The following is an 18148-nucleotide window of genomic DNA, read 5'->3' on the forward strand; positions in this document are numbered from 1 at the left end:
TCCTGAGGTGCTGAGCGTGAGCTCAGCCTCGAAGGAGGGCTCCAGGGATCGCGCGTTCCGCTGGAGCCCTCCTTCGAGGCTCCGCCTTCGGCTGCGCACCTCAGGATGAGGGGGAAGGTTGGAGGGGCGGGTCGAGCGGTCCGTCAGACCCCCGCCTCGTCCTCCGGGATCACATCCACCTCCACCGTCAGCTTCTGCGCCCCCGCCGACGAGACGATGCCGTCGATCGGGGCGACGTCCCCATAGTCGCGGCCGCGGGCGACGACGATGTGGTCGTTCTGGACGACGCAGTCGTTGGTCGGGTCGAGGCCGATCCAGCCGAAATCTTGCCCGCACCACAGCGCGACCCAGGCGTGGCTGGCGTCGGCGCCGCGCAGGCGCGGGCGGCCCGGCGGCGGGCGGGTGCGGAGGTAGCCGCTGACATAGGCGGCGGGCAGGCCGAGGCCGCGCAACCCCGCGATCATCACGTGGGCGAAGTCCTGGCAGACGCCGGCCCGGAGCGCGAAGGCTTCGGCCAGCGGCGTCGAGACGGTGGTGGCCTTGGCGTCGAATTTGAAGTCGTTGCGCATCCGCCGCATCAGCTCGACGGCGGCGCCGTAGGCGCTGCGCCCGGGGGAAAAGCTGCCGCGGGCGTAGTCGGTGACCGCGGGCACGAGCGGCACCCGCTGGCTGCGGAACTGGAAATGGGCCGGGCCGTCGGGGCCGAGGCTCGGCAGCGCGAGCGCGGCCTCGCGCACGGCCTCCCAGCCGGGGCCGGATTCCGGCCGTGGGGGCAAGGGGCGCTCGACTTCGACCCGCGAGAACGCCTCGACCGAGAAGGTCGTGTGCGGCGCGTCGAGGACGAGGCTGACCGTGTCGAGGCCAAAGAAGTCGCGCCGCTCCAGGCGGCTCTTCGGGGCCGGGCTGATCGCGACGGTGCTCTCCAGCACCCGCTGGCCGTCGCCGTCGCGGGGGCGCAGGCGCAGGGTGCAGCGCGCGGAGCGGACGGTGCGGGCGTAGCGGTAGGTGGTGAGGTGGCGCAGGCCGTAGATCACGCGAGACCCGTCAGCTTCTCGGGCCGCAGCGCCTCGGCGCCGCTGGGGAAGTAGCGGCCGGCGATGCCGTCGGCGAGGCGCTCCAGCTCCTCGGCGAGCACTTCCAGGCCCTCGCCGTCGATCTCCGCGGCCGGCGCGGTCTGGAAGGTGCCGGCGAGGTTGAGCGCGTGGCGGCGGTGCGGTTCGGGCAGGCCGTCGGCGGCGAGCGCGGGCAGCGCGTCGAGATGGGCGACGATCGCCGCCATCTGGTAGGCGACCGAGCGCGGGTTGTAGGGGTCGAGCACGCCCATGTCGCAGACCGCGTCGCGGCTGACGCCGGCGAGATAGCGGGCGCCGTAGGCGATCTGCGAATCGACCAGCGCCAGCATCACCCCGAGATCCTCGGCGGTGGCCTCCGCGCCGCAGAAGGCGGCGGCGAAGCCGCAGGTGTTGATCGCCCGCTCGATCCGCCGGCCCATGTCGACGAAGCGCCAGCCGGCGCCGTGGTTCATGTTCTCGTGGGCGAGCCCCGTCAGCGCCGAGAGATGGCCGAGCGCGCGCTCGGCCCGTCCGCGCAGCTGCGCCTCGGTCGGCGTGAAGACCTCGCTGAAGACGAGGGTGTCGCGCAGGTCCGCCAGCGAGCGCCACGCCTCCGCGGGCAGGCGCTCGCGCAGCGAGGCGGCGATGCGGCGGGCCTCCAGCGCGTGGTTGAGGGCCGAGCCGTAATGGTCGCGTCCGCTCAGCGCCTCCTGGGCGAGCACGGCGGTCGGCAGGTCGGCGGCCTCGACGCAGTGCCATTCCTTCAGCAGCGCGCGGATGCGGCGGGCGGTGGGCGCGTCCTCGGCGGCGCAAGGATCGGCGGTGATGGCCTCGCCGAAGCCGCCGAGATGCGCCTGGACGAGGCGGATCACGGCCTCGGTGCGCTCGAGATAGCGCCCGAGCCAGAACAGGTTGTCGGCGGCCCGCGCCGGCAGGTGGCCGGCGATGCGGCGGATGCGCGGCGGCGTGGTCGAGACGAGGCTCGGCGTGTCGACGGGGGTGTCGGAGAGAATCCAGACGTCGGCCGAGCGGATGCCGGCGCGCATCTCGCTCGGGTCGCCGTCCTCGCGCTCGGCGACGCGGCAGAACGCGCTCGGCAGCACGCGCCAGCCCTGCGGGGTCCAGGCGGCAAAGACCCGCATGACGAAGGGCCGGGCCACCAGCGCCCCGTCCTGCCAGGTCGGCATGGTCGAGAGCGCGGCGGGCTCCTGGGCCACCCAGTCGAAGGCGCGTTCGCGGAGCGCCGCCAGCGCCCGCTCGCGGGCCGCGCCGAAGGCGATGGGGGCCAGCAGCGCGTCGCGCTCGGGGCCGCGCACGGCGGTTGCCGCGGGTCGCAGCGTCAGGGCGTCGAGATGGTCGTGGGTGTGGGCCAGACCTTGCGCGTCGCCGCACCACCATGTCCGCGGGCCGGTAAGCCGCAGATCCTCGCCGGTGAGCGCGCGGGCGATGCCGGGCAGGTAGGGGCTCAGCGCCGCCGATTCGATCACGCCGGAGCCCGGCATGTTGCCCATCACCACGCCGCCCCGGCGCAGCACTTCGAGGAGGCCGGGCACGCCGAGGCGCGAATCGGTGCGCAGTTCCAGCGGGTCGAGATAGTCGGCGTCGATCCGGCGCCACAGGGCGTCGGCGCGCTTCAGCCCGGCGATGGTGCGGACATGGACGAGGCCGTTGCTGACGACGAGGTCATCGCCCTCGACCAGCAGGAAGCCGAGATAGCGGGCCAGCGCCGCCTGCTCGACATAGGTGCTGCTGTAAGGCCCCGAGGTCAGCAGGCAGATGCGCGGGTCGCTGCGCTCGCAGGCGGCCGCCAGCCCGGAGCGGAACGCCTGGAAGAAGCCCGGCAGGCGCTCGACATGGAGGTCGGCGAACAGGTCCGGGAAGGCGCGGGCCAGCACCATCCGGTTTTCCAGCGCGTAGCCGAGGCCGGACGGCGCTTGCGTCCGGTCGGCGAGCACCTGCCAGCGCCCGTCCGCGCCGCGGCCCACGTCGGCGGCGTAGATCGGCAGCCAGCGCCCGCCGGGCGGGGTCAGGCCGTGGGCCGGGCGCAGGTATTCGGGGCTGCCCGCGACGACGCCCGCGGGCAGCAGGCCGTCCGCGACGAGCCGGCCCGGCCCGTAGATGTCGGCGACGATGCGCTCCATCAGCCCGGCGCGCTGGACGATGCCCGCCGACAATTCGGCCCAGTCGGCCGCGCCGATGACGAGGGGCAGCGAGCCCAGCGGCCAGGGATGCTCCTGCTTGTCGCCGTAGACCCGATAGGAAATCCCCGCGTCGCGGATATGCCGCTCGGCGGAGAGGAAGCGGGCGGCGATCTCGCGGTCGTCGAAGCGAGCGAGCCGGTCGAGGAATCGGGGGTAGGCGCCGTGAAGCGCACCGTCGGCCCCCATAAGCTCGTCGGCGCGGCCGGGATGCGGCCTGTAGCCTTCCGTCCAGCGGCGGATTCGTGCCGCCGCCTCTTCGGCCACCGAGGCCGGATCGGGGCGCGCGGCCCCGTCCACAGCAAGGGCGGCCGCAGGCGTCATCTGGGAGCGGGCGTGCGCAGGTCGAGGGTGAGCGGGAACTCGGTCGAGCGCTCCTCGGGCGGCATCGTCACGGTGCCGGGGGTGTGGCCCATGGCATCGAAGCGGGCCAGCCGCCGCCCCTCCGCCTCGTAGGCGTTGACCGGGAAGCTCTCGTAGTTGCGCCCGCCCGGATGGCTGACATGGTAGCGGCAGCCGCCGAGCGAGCGGCCGCTCCACGAATCGAGGATGTCGAAGGTGAGCGGCCCGTGCGGCGGGATCGTCGGGTGCAGCGAGGAGGCCGGCTGCCACGCCTTGAACCGCAGGCCGGCCACCGCCTCGCCCAGAACGCCGGTCGGCGTCATCGGCAGGCGCCGGCCGTTGCAGGCGATCACGTGACGGCCGGGCACGAAGCCCTCGACCTTCACCTGAAGCCGCTCGACGGATGCATCCACGAAACGCACGGTGCCCCCGGCGGTCCCCTCTTCGCCCAGCACGTGCCAGGGCTCCAACGCCTGCCGCAGTTCGAGGCTCACGCCGCCCTGCTCGACCCGGCCGAAGACGGGGAAGCGGAACTCGCGCTGCGCCGCGAAGGCCTGGGCATCGAACTCGTAGCCGCCGACGCGGAGGTCTTCCAGCAGGTCGAGGAAGTCGGCCCAGAGGAAATGCGGCAGCATGAAGCGATCGTGGAGCGCCGTGCCCCAGCGGACACAGCCGCCGGTGCGCGGCTCGCGCCAGAGCCACGCCACGATGGCGCGCAGCAGCACCTGCTGGGCGAGGCTCATACGGGCGTCCGGCGGCATCTCGAACGAGCGGAATTCGAGCAGGCCGAGGCGCCCCGTCGGGCCGTCGGGCGAGAACAGCTTGTCGATGCAGATCTCGGCCCGGTGGGTGTTGCCGGTAATGTCGGCGAGGATGTTGCGGAACAGGCGGTCCACCAGCCAGTGCGGAATGTTGGCGCCCCCCGGCCCCGGCACCTGCGCCATGGCGATCTCCAACTCGTAGAGACCGTCGTGGCGCGCCTCGTCCATGCGCGGCGCCTGACTCGTCGGGCCGACATAGAGGCCGGCGAACAGATAGGACAGCGAGGGGTGGCGCTGCCACGTCAGCACAAGGCTCTTGAGCAGATCGGGCCGGCGCAGGAACGGCGAATCGGCCGGGCTCGCGCCGCCGAGCACCACGTGGTTGCCCCCGCCCGTGCCGGTGTGGCGCCCGTCGATCATGAACTTTTCGGCGCCGAGCCGGGTCTGGCGCGCCTCCTCGTAGAGGCCGCGGGTGATGTCCACCGCCTCGCGCCAGGAACCGGCGGGGTGGACGTTCACCTCGATCACGCCGGGATCGGGCGTGACCTTGATGACGGACAGGCGCGGATCGTAGGGCGGCTCGTAGCCCTCGATGTGGAGGGTGCGCCCCACGCTCTCGGCCGCCTTCTCCAAGTGGCCGACGAGGTCGAGATAGTCGTCGGCCCGCTCCAGCGGCGGCATGAACACGCACAGCACGCCGTCGCGCGGCTCGATCGCCAGCGCGGTGCGCACGGCGACGCCCTCGATCCCGCCGCCGTTGGCGCGGTCGGCGCCCTTCGGCAGCGGCGCGCCCGGCTCCCTCGGCAGGTCGCCGCGGTCTTCGAGCGGGTCCTGCGGGTGGTAGTAGGGGTAGGAATCCGGCGGCACGTGGGGCAGCGAGCCGAGCGGCAGGCGGAAGCCCATCGGCGAGTCGCCGGGGCTAAGATAGGCGCCGCCGCGGCGGAATTCCCAGGCCTCCGAGATCCACGCCCTGCCCTCGCCGGCGGCGAGGTTGGCGAGCGGCAGCACGTAGCCGACGGGCTGATCCAGGCCGCGCTCGAACACGCGCTTGAAGCGGGCGTCGGCCTCGACGCTGCCGGTCTGCGGCGCGGAGGTCGTGACGTTGACCGGCAGCTCGCTCTCGCGGCTCTTCCAGTAGACCGCGTCCTCGTAGGCCGGGAAGACGAAGCGGTTCAGGCCGAGCCGTTCGGCCAGCGCGCCTAGCAGCGCCTTGGCGTCGGCGACGGTGGCGTCCTTGGGGCCGGTCTCGGCGGCGATCCGGTCGGCGTTCTGCCAGATCGGTTGGCCGTCCTTGCGCCAGTAGAGGGCGAAGGCCCAGCGCGGCAGGCTCTCGCCCGGATACCACTTGCCCTGGCCGTAATGCAGCATGCCGCCTTTCGCGAAGCGGTCGCGCAGGCGGCGGATCAGCGTGTCGGCCAAGGCCCGCTTGGTCGGGCCCACCGCCGCGACGTTCCACTCGGGCGCTTCGAAGTCGTCGATCGAGACGAAGGTCGGCTCGCCGCCCATGGTCAGGCGCACGTCCTGCGCCGTCAGATCGGCGTCGATGCGCTCGCCGAGAGCATCCATGTCGGCCCAGACGTCTTCCGAGAACGGCTTGGTGATGCGCGGGGCCTCGGCCACGCGGGTGATCTTCATCTCGTAGGCGAACGCGACCTCGGCCGGCTCGGCGAGGCCGGAGATCGGGGCGGCCCCGTGATAGTGCGGCGTGGCGGCGAGCGGGATGTGGCCCTCGCCGGTGAGCAGGCCGGAGGTGGCGTCGAACCCGATCCAGCCCGCGCCGGGCAGGTAGACCTCGGCCCAGGCGTGGAGATCGGTGAAGTCGTTCGCCGTGCCCTTCGGGCCATCGACCGCGACCGTGTCGGGTACGAGCTGGATCAGGTAGCCCGAGACGAAGCGCGCCGCGAAGCCCAGGCGGCGCAGCACCTGCACCAGCAGCCACGCCGAATCGCGGCAGGAGCCGCTCTTCAGCGTCAGCGTCTCGGTCGGCGTCTGCACGCCGGGTTCCATGCGGACGCCGTAGGCGACCTCGCGGGCCACCAGCTCGTTGAGCGCGACGAGGAAGGTGACCGTGTGGGTCTCCTCCGGCACGCGCGTGAGGAAGGCGTCGATCTTCGGCCCCCTCGCGTCGTCGAGGACGAGGTAGGGGGCGAGCGCGAGCTTCAGGTCGTCGGCGTACGTGAAGGGGCGGCGCTCGGCGTAGGCCTCCACGAAGAAGTCGAACGGGTTGATCACCGCGAGGTCGGCGGTGAGATCGACCTCGACCCGGAACTCGCTGGTCTTCTCCGGGAAGACCAGCCGGGCGAGCCAGTTGCCGCTCGGGTCCTGCTGCCAATTGATGAAGTGGTTTTCGGGGACGACCTTCAGCGCGTAGGCCGGCACCCGGCTGCGGGTGTGCGGCGCGGGGCGCAGGCGGATCGTCTGCGGCCCGAGCGCGATCGGCCGGTCGTAGCGGTAATGCGTGACGTGGTGCAGGGCGGCTTGGATCGACACGGAATCTCCGGACGTCTCGTCTGATCGCGAACGGCCTCGCGGCGCAGGCTGTCGGGTGCTTCCCGCGCTTATACGACTACGGCGGGGCGAGGCACGCGGGAAAAGCAAGAAGCGTGCTTTGGGCACGCGGCGTGCTTTGGGGACTTCCGTGTGACCAGGCGCGAAGAGCGCCCCGCGCAGCGGACCTCGGCTTCGGCCGAGGTCGTCTAGCGGAGCGGAAAGCCCAAGCCCGCGGACGCGGGCGCCGGCGCTTGAGGCCTAACCGGTATCGGGATGATCGCTCCGAGCGATCATCCTGGAACCGTACTGGTACCGGCCGCTTAGGTCCCATGGGGGCCGGCGCGGCCGGACGATCCTCCCCGCTGCGCGAGCCGCATCCATGAAAATCTTCCAGTGCCAGGCCTGCGACCAGCCGGTCAGCTTCGAGAGCACGGTCTGCCAGAGCTGCGAGCGGCGGCTCGGCTATGTCTGCGACCGGCACGCGGTCTCGGCACTCGAACCCTGCGGCGAGGACGCCCGCGGCCCGTTGTTCCGCGCCTATGCCCATCCGGGGCGCAAGTACCGCTTCTGCGCCAACGCCGCGCACGACGCCTGCAACTGGCTGGTGCCTGAGGAGAGCGATGAGCCCTACTGCGTCACCTGCCGCCACAACCGCGTGGTGCCCGATCTCGCGGTGCCGGCCAATGTCGAGCGCTGGCGCCAGATCGAGGCGGCCAAGCGCCGGCTGTTCTACTCGCTGCTGCGGCTCGAACTGCCGCTGGTGACGCGGGTGCAGTATTCCGACGGCCTCGCCTTCGACTTCCTGGTCGATCCGTCCGAGACGCGCTCGCCCGGGCCCCCGGTGATGACCGGCCATCTCGACGGGCTGATCACGCTCTCCATCGCCGAGGCCGACGACGTCGAGCGCGAGCGGCGGCGCAAGCTGTTCGGCGAGTATTACCGCACCCTGCTCGGGCATTTCCGCCACGAGATCGGCCATTACTTCTGGAACCTGCTGGTGCGCTTCGACGCGAGCCTGCCGCTGTTCCGCGCCGTGTTCGGCGACGAGAGCGTCGATTACGGGATCAGCCTGCAGCGCTACCACGCCCACGGACCCGCGCCGCATTGGGAGGAATCGTTCGTCTCGGCCTACGCCACCGCCCATCCGTGGGAGGATTTCGCCGAGACCTTCGCCCACTACCTCCACATCGTCGATACGCTGGAGACCGCCAACGCGTTCGAGATCCGGGTGAAGCCCAAGCACCGGGCCGGCGCCGACCAAACGGGCGCCGTCACGGTCGATTTCGACCCCTACGAGACGCCGGACTTCCAGCGCGTGGTCGAGGCGTGGATTCCGTTGACCTACGCGATGAACTCGCTCAACCGCTCCATGGGCCAGCCGCCGCTCTACCCGTTCACGCTGACGCCCGCGGTGATCGCCAAGCTCGCCTTCGTCCACGAGCGCATCTACGCCGCGCGCCTGCCCGGCGGGATGGGGGTGGAGGGCGACGAGATGCTCAAGGCGGTGATCGCCGGCCTTCGCCAGCGGGTGGCCGCGCCGACGGTTTGATTTTTATAACACGCCGTCATTCCGGGACCGCGCAGCGGAACCCGGAATCCACCCGTGATGCGCGGCCTCACGGGGCGTCGAAGCCAGTCGTGGATTCCGGGTTCTCGCCTTCGGCGAACCCAGGAACGACGGCCCGTGGGTGATGCGCGGGCTCCGCCCTCATTCCGCCGGCTGGGCGGCCTTCGGCGCGGCGGGCTTGGGCGCGGGCTTGCCGGCGGGCGCCGGGCCGGCGGTGCCGGTGGCGGTCGGGCCGTTCGCGGCGGCGGTCGCGGGCTTGGGGGCCCACTCGGCATCGGCGCGCGGGCCGGTCGGGCTGTTGGTCGGGCCGGCGAGCTGGCCCGGCGCCATGTCGTTGACGCGCTTCCACGACTGGGACTGGCACAGGAACGCGATGAGGCAGCCCTTGACGGTCAGCTCCTCCGGCTCCTCCGACCAGACCGTCACGTCGTAGAACTTGCCGTCCTCGGCGTTGTAGATCTTGCCCTCGTAGCGGGCATCCTCGTTGAGCTTCAGCCCGAGAATGAGCTGATGGCCGAGCGAGGCGCGGGCGCGCTTCTTCGGGTCGGGGTTGCGGAAGTCGACCCGCGGCTTGCCCTCGTCGTTGTTGGGCACCTTCAGCCACACGGCGTAGCCGCACAGGTTCTTCTCCTGCGGGCCGCACTTCTCGACGCGGATGCGCGCCTTGCCGTCCTGGGTCAGCCACGTGCCCGACGGGTCGCGATGCGGGGCGGCCATGGCCGGGGCCGCCACGAGGGTCGCGAGGGCGGCGAACGCGCCGGCGCGGAGCATCGAACGAGCGGAGGCGAAGGCGGCGATCGGTTCAAAGGTCATGCAGTCATCCCCGTTCCGGCACGGCGGGCCGCGCCGCTCGTCACCGACATGGCTCCGGCCTCAGGGCCGGATGGCGGCAGGCCGATTTTCGCGGCCCGTTGCCTTCTGGCCGCAGCCATCGAACGGGAAGGTGACCGGATCATGACCGCTTCACGGCACTCCCGGAGCAAATCCCGAAGCGCAGGGATGGCCCCCGCGCAACGCGAAAGGAGCCGGTGCACCGGCACCGACCCCTTTGGCTCGTTCCATCCAGGCATTGCCGCCCGAGAGAAAAGGTTACTCCGCCGGGGTGACGTCGGCGGCGAAGTGGCCGCACCAGTCCTTGGAGGCGACCACCGGCCACAGGCCGTGGCCCTGCGGCTCCGGCTGGCTCACCGGCGGGTTGAAGCGGCACAGGCCCTCGTCGCCAGCGCCCTGGCCGGCATTGGTCTTGTGCTCGTCGAAGAAGCGGCAGCTCTGGCAGGCGGCGCTGTTGTTGCTCGACATGAAACTCTCCGATGTTTGCGGCGCCGGCTCGGAACCGGACCGCCTTCGAGTTTTTAATTAGAGCGATTCCAGAGAAGCGTCAAGCAGTTTAGAACGATTCCGGATTGTGAGCCGGGGAAGCAGCGGGTGTCGCTCGGTTTTCCCCCTTCGCTTCCGGGCTGCCGACCCGGCATTCGCACCACTCCGTCACCGCGAGGCGAAGCCGAAGCGATCCGGAGCGCGACGTGTTCGGAAGGGGCGAGACCGCGCCGACCACGCGGTCCCCGCACGACTCACCTGGACGATGCGGAGCGCTGGATGGCTTCGGGTTCGCCTTGCAATGACGGCGGAGGGCTCAAAGCTCTTCGCGGAGAGGCGATAGGCACGGAGCCCCGGCTCGTCGCCGGTGCCGAGCTCGCGGGCGAGTGCGCAGGAACCGGATTCGCCCGCGCGGTCCCGCGACAACACATTAAGATCCGGTTAACGTCGGCCCCGCTCTTGCACGAAAAACCCGTGCGGGGGCCGGAGAGGCGACGATGGATCGTTCCGGGACGCGAGACGGTGCCGAATCGGACAACGGCCGCACGGAGGCCGGGCGCGCGCTGGTCGCCGCGACGCAGGCCGGCCCGCCGCCGCGGGTCCGGGGCGGGCGTCCGCTCGCGGGATTCTTGACTCAGCTCATCGTCAGCGCCGACCCCGGCCTTCGTCCGGCGCGCCTGGAACGCACGAAGGCCGCGGTCGCGCTCTACGCGCGGGCCGCGGCCTTCGAACGGGGCTGACGCCCCGCTTCTTCTTCAATGAGACGAAGCGGCGCTTGAAGCGCCGATTCGGATCAGGCTTCCGCCGACTTCACCTTCATGACCTGACGGCCGCGGTACATGCCGGTCTTCAGGTCGATGTGGTGCGGACGGCGCAGTTCGCCCGAGTCCTTATCCTCGACATAGGTCGGGGCCTTGAGGGCGTCGGCGGAGCGGCGCATGCCGCGGCGGGAGGGGGAAGTCTTTCGCTTCGGAACGGCCATGGGAGTACCTCAGGCTAATAGGGCGCCCGAGGGATCCTCATCCGAGGATCGCCGACGGCACCACGTGCGTGACGGAGATTCGAGGCGGGCTGTATAGCGAGACCGATGCCGACTGGCTAGAGCGCTTTCAGACGAAGTGGAGGCCGGTTCGTCGTCAGAAAGCGCGGCAAAAAAGAACGAGAGCCGGCTCCGGCTCTCGTCGTAACGGATGCTTGTCCTACGCCCCTTACGGAAGGGTCGGATCAGGGCGTGGCGGCGAGGGCCGTGGCTTCCATGACCGGGGCGGCGGGGGCCTTGCGGGCGACCGTCACGGGGCGCGCGACGGAGGCCAGCACGGTCTCGGACGGGCGGCGCGGCGGCAGCGGCACCTCGACGGCGTCGCTCGTCTGGACCGGGGCGGCCGCAGCAGCGGCGGTGTAGGCGACGGGCGCGGCGGCGGCCTGGACGGCGGCGACCTGAACCGGGGTTTGCACCGGCTCGGCGGCGCCGGAGAGGGCGGCGGGCCGTCGCGGCGGCAGCGGCACCTCGACGGCGTCGGCCGGGGCGGTGGTGGGGGCGGCGTAGGCGAGCGCCTGCGTGCCCGTCGCCGGGGTGCTGCCGCGCAGCGCGAACAGGCCGTCGAAACCGTTGGCGGATTTGGCGGAAGAGGCGGCGACCGTCGTGGTCGAGGCCGCCTCTTGCGGCACGTCCGCCTCGATGCCGAGGCGCTTGGCGACGTAATAGTAGCCGCGGTTGTAGTAGCGGTAGGCCTGTTCGAGATCGCCCTGGGCGGCGCGGTAGGCGCCCGCGAGGTAGGCGATGCCGTATTTCAGGTTGGTGTTGGGATCGTAGAGCCCGGAGGCGTCGCCGCTGTAGCCGAGGCCGCGGGCGGTGGCGTGCTTGATCTGCATCAGCCCCAGCGCCGAGCCGCCCTTGGCGCGGGAATTGTAGTTGCTCTCGCGCTTGACCACCCGATGCACGAAGGCGGCCGGCACCTTGTAGGCGCGGGCATGCTCGGCGATCAGCGCGTCGATGTTGTCGCGACCAGACACCGAATCCGACGCCGCCTGGGCGAAAGCCGACGCCGGAAGGACGGCAAGCAGGGCGGCGAGGACGAGGCGCATGGGAGACCCGTGGTTTTTTCTACGGCTCAGTTTGTGCCCCCACGGGTCGGGTCGAAATGAGGCGGGAACGTGGATTTGCGGCCCTCAAGCCCCCCGCCCCGGCCCCTATCCCCGCCCCTGTCGCCGGAATGGCACAGCTTCGGTCGTGCTCGCGGGGCGCGGTGCAACCTGTGCGGATTCACACCGCGGCCAGCACGAATCGCTCGATGGCTTGCGCGAAGCCGTCCGAATCGTTGTCGGCGGTGACGTGGGTCGCCGCCGCCCGCACCGCCGGATCGGCATTGCCCATGGCGACGGAGAGCCCGCTCGCACGGAACATCGCCACGTCGTTGCCGGCGTCGCCGAGCGTGGCGATCCGTTCGGGCGGGAGGCCGAGGCGGCGCCCGAACTCGCGCACGAAACCGCCCTTGTCGGTGCCCGGCGGGGTCACGTCGAGGTAATAGGCCTGCGAGCGATGCACCGCCGCTTCGTCGCCGAGGTCGGCGGCGAGCGCGGTCTCGATCTCGGCCAGCCGGGCGTGATCGCGGCTCACGCCGACGATCTTGGCGGCTTCCGAGAGGAGCGGCGCGAGGTCTGCGACCACCTCCGGCTCGGCCTGGAGCGTGCGCCGCTCCAGATCGGCATAGGGCGCGGACGGGTCGCGCAGATGCCACGCGCCGCGGGCGAAGACCCAGGCATCGATCCCCTCCGCGTCGAAGCGCGCCACGGCTTCGCGCGCCGCGGCCTCCGGGATCAGAGCCTCGGACAGGATCGCGAGGTCCGGCCCGCACAAAGTGCTGCCGTTGAAGGCACCGAGCGGCAGGCGCAGGTTCAGGGCGGAGACGAATGGCTTCAGACCGACCGGCGGGCGGCTCGAGGCCAGGGTGAAGCCGATCCCCGCCGCATCGAGCCGGCGCACCGCCGCGATGGTCGCCGCGGTCAGGCTCTTGTCGGTGGTGACCAGGGTGCCGTCCACGTCGGAGACGACGAGGGCGATGCCTAAAGGATTGCTCATGCCGGTTCCTATCCGCAGAGGTCGCCGGGGGAGCGCCCGAGCCGGGTCGCCACCGCCGCCACGATGGCGTCGGGCCCGTCCTCGATGGCGACGACGATCGCCTCGTCCGGCCCCGGCGGCTCCAGGGCGGCGAACTGGCTGTCGAGGAGACTGGGCGGCATGAAGTGGCCGCGCCGCGCCGCGATCCGGCGGCCGATCAGGTCGCGGCTCCCCTCCAGGAAGACGATCCGCACCTCCGGCCGTTCGCCGGTCAGCGTCCGGCGGTAGCCGCGTTTGAGCGCCGAGCAGGCCACCACCCCGCCCTCCCCGGTCGCGAGCTGCCGGTCGATCCAGGCGCGGATCCGTTCGAGCCACGGCCCGCGGGCGGCGTCGTCGAGGGGATGGCCCGCGCGCATCCGCGCGATGCTTTGGGCGTCGTGGAAGTCGTCGCCGTCGGCGAGGGGCAGGCCGAGGCGCTGGGCGAGCAGCGAGGCCACGGTGCTCTTGCCGGAGCCCGACACGCCCGTGACCACGAGCACGAGGGGGGCGTCCGCGGCTTCAGTCATGCGGAGCTTCCGCGCGCTCGCGCGCGTGTTCTTCCCTGTCCGCGTCGAGGACGCGGTCGAGCAGGCGGCGGGGGCCGAGCGTCATGTCGAAGAAGTCGTACTCGCCCGGAAGGTCGTTCGACATCAGGAACTGGAAGTGCATCCGGAACGGCCGGAACCGGACCCGCTTGTAAGTCTCGGGCGAGATGATCTCGCGGAAGCGCGCGGAGCGGATGATCGGGTTGGCCACGACCGCGTCGGGGGCGAGAGCGAGGTCGAGCTCAGTTGCGGGGTTGAAGCCGGGAAAGTTCATCCAGTCCTGCGGCGCGCCGTAATCGACCCAGACGAGGTTGCGGCTCTTCACGAGGCTGGCGATCTCCGCCCGCAGCCGCTGCGCCCGCGGCTGCAGCGCCACCAGCGGCAGGCCGGAACCGAGGGTGACGAGTCCGAGATTCGGACCGTCGCCCGTGCCGAGGCCGGGCGCGCGGGCGATCATCCGGGCAGCCGTCTCGACGGCGGTGAGCGCACCGGAGGAATGGCCGACGATCAGGATCTCGTCGGGAGGCGTCTCTTCTTCATGGAGCGTCGCCATACGCGCGAGGGCGTGGTCGGCGAAGGCGTCGAGCCGCCGTTCGTAATCGGGGCGCCAGCCCTGGCCGTGCTGCCAGTTGAACACCCAGTCGTTCAGGAGCTGCCAGAAGAAGATTCGGTTGAGCGCGGCCTCCATCGCGGCGAGCAGCGCCAGCCCGACGACGAGGCCCGCCGGCACCGTGACGAGAGCGGGCAGGTCGAGGCCCAGCGTACCGCCCTCCCCCAGGGCGGCATGGACCGCGTAGGCGACCGCGCCCGCGGCGACGGCCAGCATCAGCAGCATCACGAACGGATAGAGGATGACGTTCCCGTACTTCCAGTGCAGCCGGTAGAACGCCACGAACAGGCCCCGGACCAGCGTGTCCGCGGTGCCCGCGAGCAGCAGGCCCGAACTCGCGACCTTGGAGCGGGCGAAGTCGCGGCCGACGATGTCGTCCCACAACAGCACCTCGTAGGTGGTCTCCGCTCCTTGCGTCTCGGGATGGCCCGTGACGCGCCAAGCCTGCACCAGCGGCTCGCCGTGGGGATCACTTCCCAGGAGCGGCGCGAGTTCGGCCCGGCCGATCTCGCGCTTGGCCTGCCCGAACACCTTGGCGTAGCGGGTCAGCTCGCGCACGAACAGCAGGCGGTAGCGGCTGCGCGCCTCGGGGTCGTAGCCCGGGACATAGAAGACGTGCCGCCGCGCGACCCGGCCGGGGCGCGGCTCCGGCACGCCGGGAGGTGTGTGGCTGAAGGGCTTCGACATCCCTGCCCTGTGCGACGGCCGCGTGGATCGGCCCAAAGGATCGGCCCAAAGGATCGGCCAAGAGACCGACATTGCGCCTCGCCTAGCCCAATCGCGTCGCGCCCGGCAAATCGCACCGGGCGCGAAGTTGGCCGGGGATGGATGTGAGCAGCGGGGATAGGCGTGCGAAGCGTGCGGTCCCGGCCCCGGTGTGGCGGCATCGCCACGGACAGCTTGGCCGCTTTCGGGGTAGGCACGTCGTGAGACAAACCGTCAGGCGAACCTGAATGCGCGTCACTGCAACTCTCCTCCTCACCGCACTCGCGGTGTCGGGGTGCTCGGTGCTCCCGACTTCGGGGCCGACCGCGCGGGCGATCGACGGCGGCGCCGACATCGCCACCGCCGAGGGCCTGTTCGCCCGCTACGAGATCATCGACATCGATCCTTCCATCGTCGAGGCCCTGCGCACGCGGCCCCTCGACAGCCTGCTCGTCACCTTCGGCGACAACCGACCCGCCGCCGAGCCGCTGATCGGCGTCGGCGACGGCGTTGCCGTCCAAGTCTGGGAAGCCGGCTCCGGCGGCCTGTTCTCCGGCCCGCTGGTCGCCGACCGCTTCTCGGCGGGCTCCAAGTCGGCGACGATCCCCGAGCAGGTCGTCGGCCCCGACGGCGCGATCACGGTGCCCTATGCCGGCCGCATCAAGGTCGCCGGACGGCGCCCGCAGGACGTCCAGACTCTGATTGAGAGCGAACTGGCCGGTAAGGCGATCCAGCCGCAGGTGCTGGTCTCGGTGACGCGGCCGGTGTCGCAATCGGTCACCGTCACCGGCGAGTCGGCTGCGGGCATGCGCGTGCCGCTGAGCGGCCGCGGCGACCGCCTGCTCGACGTGATCGCGCTCGCCGGCGGCGTGCGCACCTCGGTCGCCGACACCTTCGTGCGGCTGTCGCGCAGCGGCCGCACCGTCACGGTGCCGATGAGCACGGTGGTGGCGAACCCGCGCGAGAACATTTTTGTCCGCGCCAACGACACGCTGACGCTGGTGCGCGATCCGCAGACCTTCCTCGCGGTGGGGGCCGTCGGCAACACCACCGAGGTCCCGTTCGGCGCCGAAGGGCTGACCATGGCGCAGGCGCTCGCCCGTGCCTCGGGCCTCAGCGACGCCCGGGCCAATCCGGAAGGCGTCTATATCTTCCGCTACGAGCCGGCGGGTGTGGTGCGCCGGCTCCGGCCGAACTCGCCGCTGCTGGGTTCGCCGCAGGTGCCGGTGGTCTACCGCGTCAACATGCGCGACCCGCAGAGCCTGTTCCTCACCCAGACCTTCCGCATGCGCAACCGCGACCTGCTCTACGTGTCGAGTGCGCCGTTCTCGGAAGTCGCCAAGGTGCTCAGCGTGGTCTCGACCGTCGCGGCGCCGGTCGGCTCCGCCGCCTCGATCTACCGCGTCACGCAGTAAAACCCGCCGTGGCCGCAATCCTCGCGGTGGCGGGCCTCGCCCGCGAGGCCCGCATCGCCGCCGGACCGGGCGTCGTGCCGATCCAGGCCGGCGGCCGGCCGGACCGGCTGCGGGCGCTTCTCGTTGAGCGACCGGCGGACAACGTGCGGGCGGTGGTGAGCTTCGGCATCGCCGGCGGGCTCGATCCGGCGCTCGCACCCGGCGACGTGGTCGTGGCCGAGGCGATCTGGACCGAGACCGGAGCGGGCTTCGCCCGGCATCCCACCTCCACGCCCCTCCTCGCGGGTTTTCGCCGACGCCTGTCGGCGCTCGGCCCCCGGATGGTGCTGGCCGATCTCGTCGGCGTCGAGGCCGCGGTGATGTCGACGGAGGAGAAGGCCGCGCTTCGGGCACGCACCGGGGCGGCGGCGGTCGATATGGAGAGTCAGGTGGCGGCGGCCTTTGCCGCGGCCCACGGCCTGCCCTTCGCGGCGATCCGCGTGGTGTGCGATCCGGCCGAGCGGGCGCTGCCGGCGTTCGCGGCCAACGCCCTCAAGCCGAACGGCGACCCCGATATTCGGGCCGTGCTCTCCGCGCTCGCGCGACGCGAGGCGAAGATCGGTGAGCTGGTGCGCCTCGCCCGCGATTCGGGCGAGGCGTTTCGCGGTTTAGGCCGCGCTCGCGCGCTTCTGGGTCTCGCGCTTGGTGTCGACGCCTGAGGCTTTGATCTCGGACAGCTTCTGGGCGACGTTGCGGGAGAACACGAACTCGGCCGGGCGCTGGTTCTCGAGGCTGACCTCCGGCGCCATGTCGCCCTCGGTCTTGATACCGCGGAGCGCGTGCAGCACCGGCTTCCAGGGCTTGCGCACGGAATCGACCACCGAAGACGCCTCGTAGCCCGAATGGACCATGCAGTCGGCGCACTTCTCGTAGTTGCCGGTGCCGTAGGCGTCCCAGTCGGTCTCTTCCATCAACTCCTTGAAGGTCGCGGCGTAGCCCTCGCCCAGGAGATAACAGGGCTTCTGCCAGCCGAACACCGTGCGGGTCGGGTTGCCCCAGGGCGTGCAGTGGTAGGTCTGGTTGCCGGCCAGGAAGTCGAGGAACAGCCCGGACTGCTGGAAGGTCCACTTCTCGCGGCCCTTCTCCTTGCCGTGGCGGAACACGCCGCGGAACAGCTCCTTCGTCGCCTTGCGGTTGAGGAAGTGCTGCTGGTCGGGGGCGCGCTCGTAGGCGTAGCCCGGCGACACGGTGATGCCGTCGATGCCCATGCGGGTCACCGAGTCGAAGAAGTCGGCGATCTTGTCGGGCGAGGAGTTGTTGAAGAAGGTGCAATTGATGGTGACGCGGAAGCCCATCTCCTTGGCCTTGGCGATCGCCGCCACCGCCTTGTCGTAGACGCCGCGCTGGCACACCGACCCGTCGTGCATCTCCTTGTCGCCGTCGAGGTGGATCGACCACGTGAAGTAGGGCGACGGCTTGTAGTCCTTGATCTTCTTCTCGAGCAGCAGCGCGTTGGTGCAGACGATCGCGAACTTCTTCTGCGCGATGATGCCCTGGACGATCTGCGGCAGATCCTTGTGGAGAAGCGGCTCGCCGCCCGCGATCACGACCACGGGGGCGCCGCACTCGCGCACGGATTCGAGCGCCTCATCGACGGGCAGGCGCTTGTTCAGGATCTCGTCGGGATAGTCGATCTTCCCGCAGCCGGCGCAGGCGAGATTGCAGCGGAACAGCGGCTCCATCATCATGACGAGCGGGTAGCGCTTCCGCCCCGTGAGGTGCTGCTTGAGGATGTAGCCGCCGATCTTCGCGACGTACCGTATGGGAATTCCCAAGGCGCGGCTCCTTTGTTCTGGCCCCAGACTTTGCCGGGTTGATTAGCGAAAGAAGGACTGGAATTCCAGTGATCTAGGCTGGAACCGTTCGGATTGGGCACCCTGCGGCGCGTAAAAAGCCTGACTGTGGCAAGCCGGTTTCCCTGTCCCTCCCGCGGGGAGCGGGAGGACGCCCGCGCTCGGAGCTGCGGGGCGGGAACGTTCTGCCCTTTTCGCGGCTCTGCGGCGGATGTTT

The 18148-nt window shown here is 71.0% G+C and carries 15 protein-coding genes; 4 read left to right on the forward strand and 11 right to left on the reverse strand.

Annotation, left to right across the window (positions count from 1 at the left end):
- Window positions 1-143: 143 nt before the first annotated feature.
- From ASG52_RS15710 to ASG52_RS15720, 3 genes are read right to left on the reverse strand one after another with little or no spacing between them, the layout of a single operon-like run.
- Window positions 144-1034: a transglutaminase family protein gene (locus tag ASG52_RS15710; protein WP_056245020.1), complete on the reverse strand. Its 891-nt coding sequence runs from the start codon at window positions 1032-1034 to the stop codon at window positions 144-146.
- Window positions 1031-3574, reverse strand: a complete 2544-nt coding sequence (locus ASG52_RS15715; RefSeq protein WP_056245023.1) for a circularly permuted type 2 ATP-grasp protein — start codon at window positions 3572-3574, stop codon at window positions 1031-1033. The genes ASG52_RS15710 and ASG52_RS15715 overlap by 4 nt, the downstream gene beginning before the upstream one ends.
- Window positions 3571-6843 (reverse strand): transglutaminase family protein, encoded by a 3273-nt coding sequence (locus ASG52_RS15720; protein WP_056245026.1) that lies wholly within the window; start codon window positions 6841-6843, stop codon window positions 3571-3573. Before ASG52_RS15720 ends, ASG52_RS15715 begins: the two co-directional genes overlap by 4 nt.
- A gap of 379 nt (window positions 6844-7222) precedes the next feature.
- Here ASG52_RS15720 and ASG52_RS15725 point away from each other — a divergent pair, with 379 nt between their 5' ends.
- Window positions 7223-8392, forward strand: coding sequence for a zinc-binding metallopeptidase family protein (locus ASG52_RS15725; protein ID WP_056245028.1), 1170 nt, complete (start codon window positions 7223-7225; stop codon window positions 8390-8392).
- Window positions 8393-8551: 159 nt separating this feature from the next.
- Here ASG52_RS15725 and ASG52_RS15730 read toward each other — a convergent pair whose 3' ends face one another.
- Entirely contained in the window at window positions 8552-9223 is a 672-nt protein-coding gene (locus tag ASG52_RS15730; protein ID WP_056245031.1) for a DUF2147 domain-containing protein, read from the reverse strand.
- A 276-nt stretch (window positions 9224-9499) separates the two neighbouring features.
- Window positions 9500-9709, reverse strand: a complete 210-nt coding sequence (locus ASG52_RS15735; RefSeq protein ID WP_056245034.1) for a hypothetical protein — start codon at window positions 9707-9709, stop codon at window positions 9500-9502.
- A 515-nt stretch (window positions 9710-10224) separates the two neighbouring features.
- Here ASG52_RS15735 and ASG52_RS15740 point away from each other — a divergent pair.
- Window positions 10225-10467, forward strand: coding sequence for a hypothetical protein (locus ASG52_RS15740; RefSeq protein WP_056245037.1), 243 nt, complete (start codon window positions 10225-10227; stop codon window positions 10465-10467).
- A gap of 53 nt (window positions 10468-10520) precedes the next feature.
- Here ASG52_RS15740 and rpmF read toward each other — a convergent pair whose 3' ends face one another.
- The 5 genes from rpmF to ASG52_RS15765 all read right to left on the reverse strand — a co-directional run bounded on the left by rpmF (window position 10521) and on the right by ASG52_RS15765 (window position 14666).
- Complete coding sequence (rpmF, locus tag ASG52_RS15745) at window positions 10521-10709, reverse strand: 50S ribosomal protein L32 (protein WP_056245039.1); 189 nt, start codon at window positions 10707-10709, stop codon at window positions 10521-10523.
- 242 nt (window positions 10710-10951) lie between these two features.
- Window positions 10952-11812, reverse strand: a complete 861-nt coding sequence (locus ASG52_RS15750; protein WP_056245042.1) for a transglycosylase SLT domain-containing protein — start codon at window positions 11810-11812, stop codon at window positions 10952-10954.
- Window positions 11813-11990: 178 nt separating this feature from the next.
- The gene (locus ASG52_RS15755) at window positions 11991-12806 is read right to left on the reverse strand and encodes a Cof-type HAD-IIB family hydrolase (RefSeq protein WP_056245044.1); all 816 of its coding nucleotides are present in this window, start codon (window positions 12804-12806) and stop codon (window positions 11991-11993) included.
- A gap of 8 nt (window positions 12807-12814) precedes the next feature.
- Window positions 12815-13351 (reverse strand): gluconokinase, encoded by a 537-nt coding sequence (locus ASG52_RS15760; RefSeq protein ID WP_056245047.1) that lies wholly within the window; start codon window positions 13349-13351, stop codon window positions 12815-12817.
- Window positions 13344-14666 carry a hypothetical protein gene (locus tag ASG52_RS15765; protein ID WP_056245049.1) on the reverse strand — a complete coding sequence of 441 codons (1323 nt, stop codon included), beginning with the start codon at window positions 14664-14666 and terminating at the stop codon, window positions 13344-13346. Before ASG52_RS15765 ends, ASG52_RS15760 begins: the two co-directional genes overlap by 8 nt.
- 266 nt (window positions 14667-14932) lie before the next feature.
- Between ASG52_RS15765 and ASG52_RS15770 the strand changes: the two genes are divergently transcribed.
- Window positions 14933-16099, forward strand: coding sequence for a polysaccharide biosynthesis/export family protein (locus ASG52_RS15770; protein WP_056245051.1), 1167 nt, complete (start codon window positions 14933-14935; stop codon window positions 16097-16099).
- An 8-nt stretch (window positions 16100-16107) separates the two neighbouring features.
- The gene (locus ASG52_RS15775) at window positions 16108-16797 is read left to right on the forward strand and encodes a phosphorylase family protein (protein WP_056245054.1); all 690 of its coding nucleotides are present in this window, start codon (window positions 16108-16110) and stop codon (window positions 16795-16797) included.
- On the opposite strand, the gene hpnH is transcribed toward ASG52_RS15775, so the two are convergent.
- Entirely contained in the window at window positions 16747-17913 is a 1167-nt protein-coding gene (hpnH, locus tag ASG52_RS15780) for an adenosyl-hopene transferase HpnH (protein WP_056245056.1), read from the reverse strand. The genes ASG52_RS15775 and hpnH overlap by 51 nt on opposite strands.
- Window positions 17914-18148 lie beyond the last annotated feature (235 nt).

The sequence above is a fragment of the Methylobacterium sp. Leaf456 genome, from assembly GCF_001425465.1.
GTDB lineage: Bacteria > Pseudomonadota > Alphaproteobacteria > Rhizobiales > Beijerinckiaceae > Methylobacterium.

Bases quoted from the DNA above. Each gene is read 5' to 3' on its own strand.
- ASG52_RS15750 (WP_056245042.1), bottom strand. From the start codon at position 11,812: ATGCGCCTCGTCCTCGCCGCCCTGCTTGCCGTCCTTCCGGCGTCGGCT.
- ASG52_RS15765 (WP_056245049.1), bottom strand. From the start codon at position 14,666: ATGTCGAAGCCCTTCAGCCACACACCTCCCGGCGTGCCGGAGCCGCGC.
- ASG52_RS15730 (WP_056245031.1), bottom strand. From the start codon at position 9,223: ATGACCTTTGAACCGATCGCCGCCTTCGCCTCCGCTCGTTCGATGCTC.
- ASG52_RS15725 (WP_056245028.1), top strand. From the start codon at position 7,223: ATGAAAATCTTCCAGTGCCAGGCCTGCGACCAGCCGGTCAGCTTCGAG.
- ASG52_RS15735 (WP_056245034.1), bottom strand. From the start codon at position 9,709: ATGTCGAGCAACAACAGCGCCGCCTGCCAGAGCTGCCGCTTCTTCGAC.
- ASG52_RS15715 (WP_056245023.1), bottom strand. From the start codon at position 3,574: ATGACGCCTGCGGCCGCCCTTGCTGTGGACGGGGCCGCGCGCCCCGAT.
- rpmF (WP_056245039.1), bottom strand. From the start codon at position 10,709: ATGGCCGTTCCGAAGCGAAAGACTTCCCCCTCCCGCCGCGGCATGCGC.
- ASG52_RS15760 (WP_056245047.1), bottom strand. From the start codon at position 13,351: ATGACTGAAGCCGCGGACGCCCCCCTCGTGCTCGTGGTCACGGGCGTG.
- ASG52_RS15755 (WP_056245044.1), bottom strand. From the start codon at position 12,806: ATGAGCAATCCTTTAGGCATCGCCCTCGTCGTCTCCGACGTGGACGGC.
- ASG52_RS15770 (WP_056245051.1), top strand. From the start codon at position 14,933: ATGCGCGTCACTGCAACTCTCCTCCTCACCGCACTCGCGGTGTCGGGG.
- ASG52_RS15740 (WP_056245037.1), top strand. From the start codon at position 10,225: ATGGATCGTTCCGGGACGCGAGACGGTGCCGAATCGGACAACGGCCGC.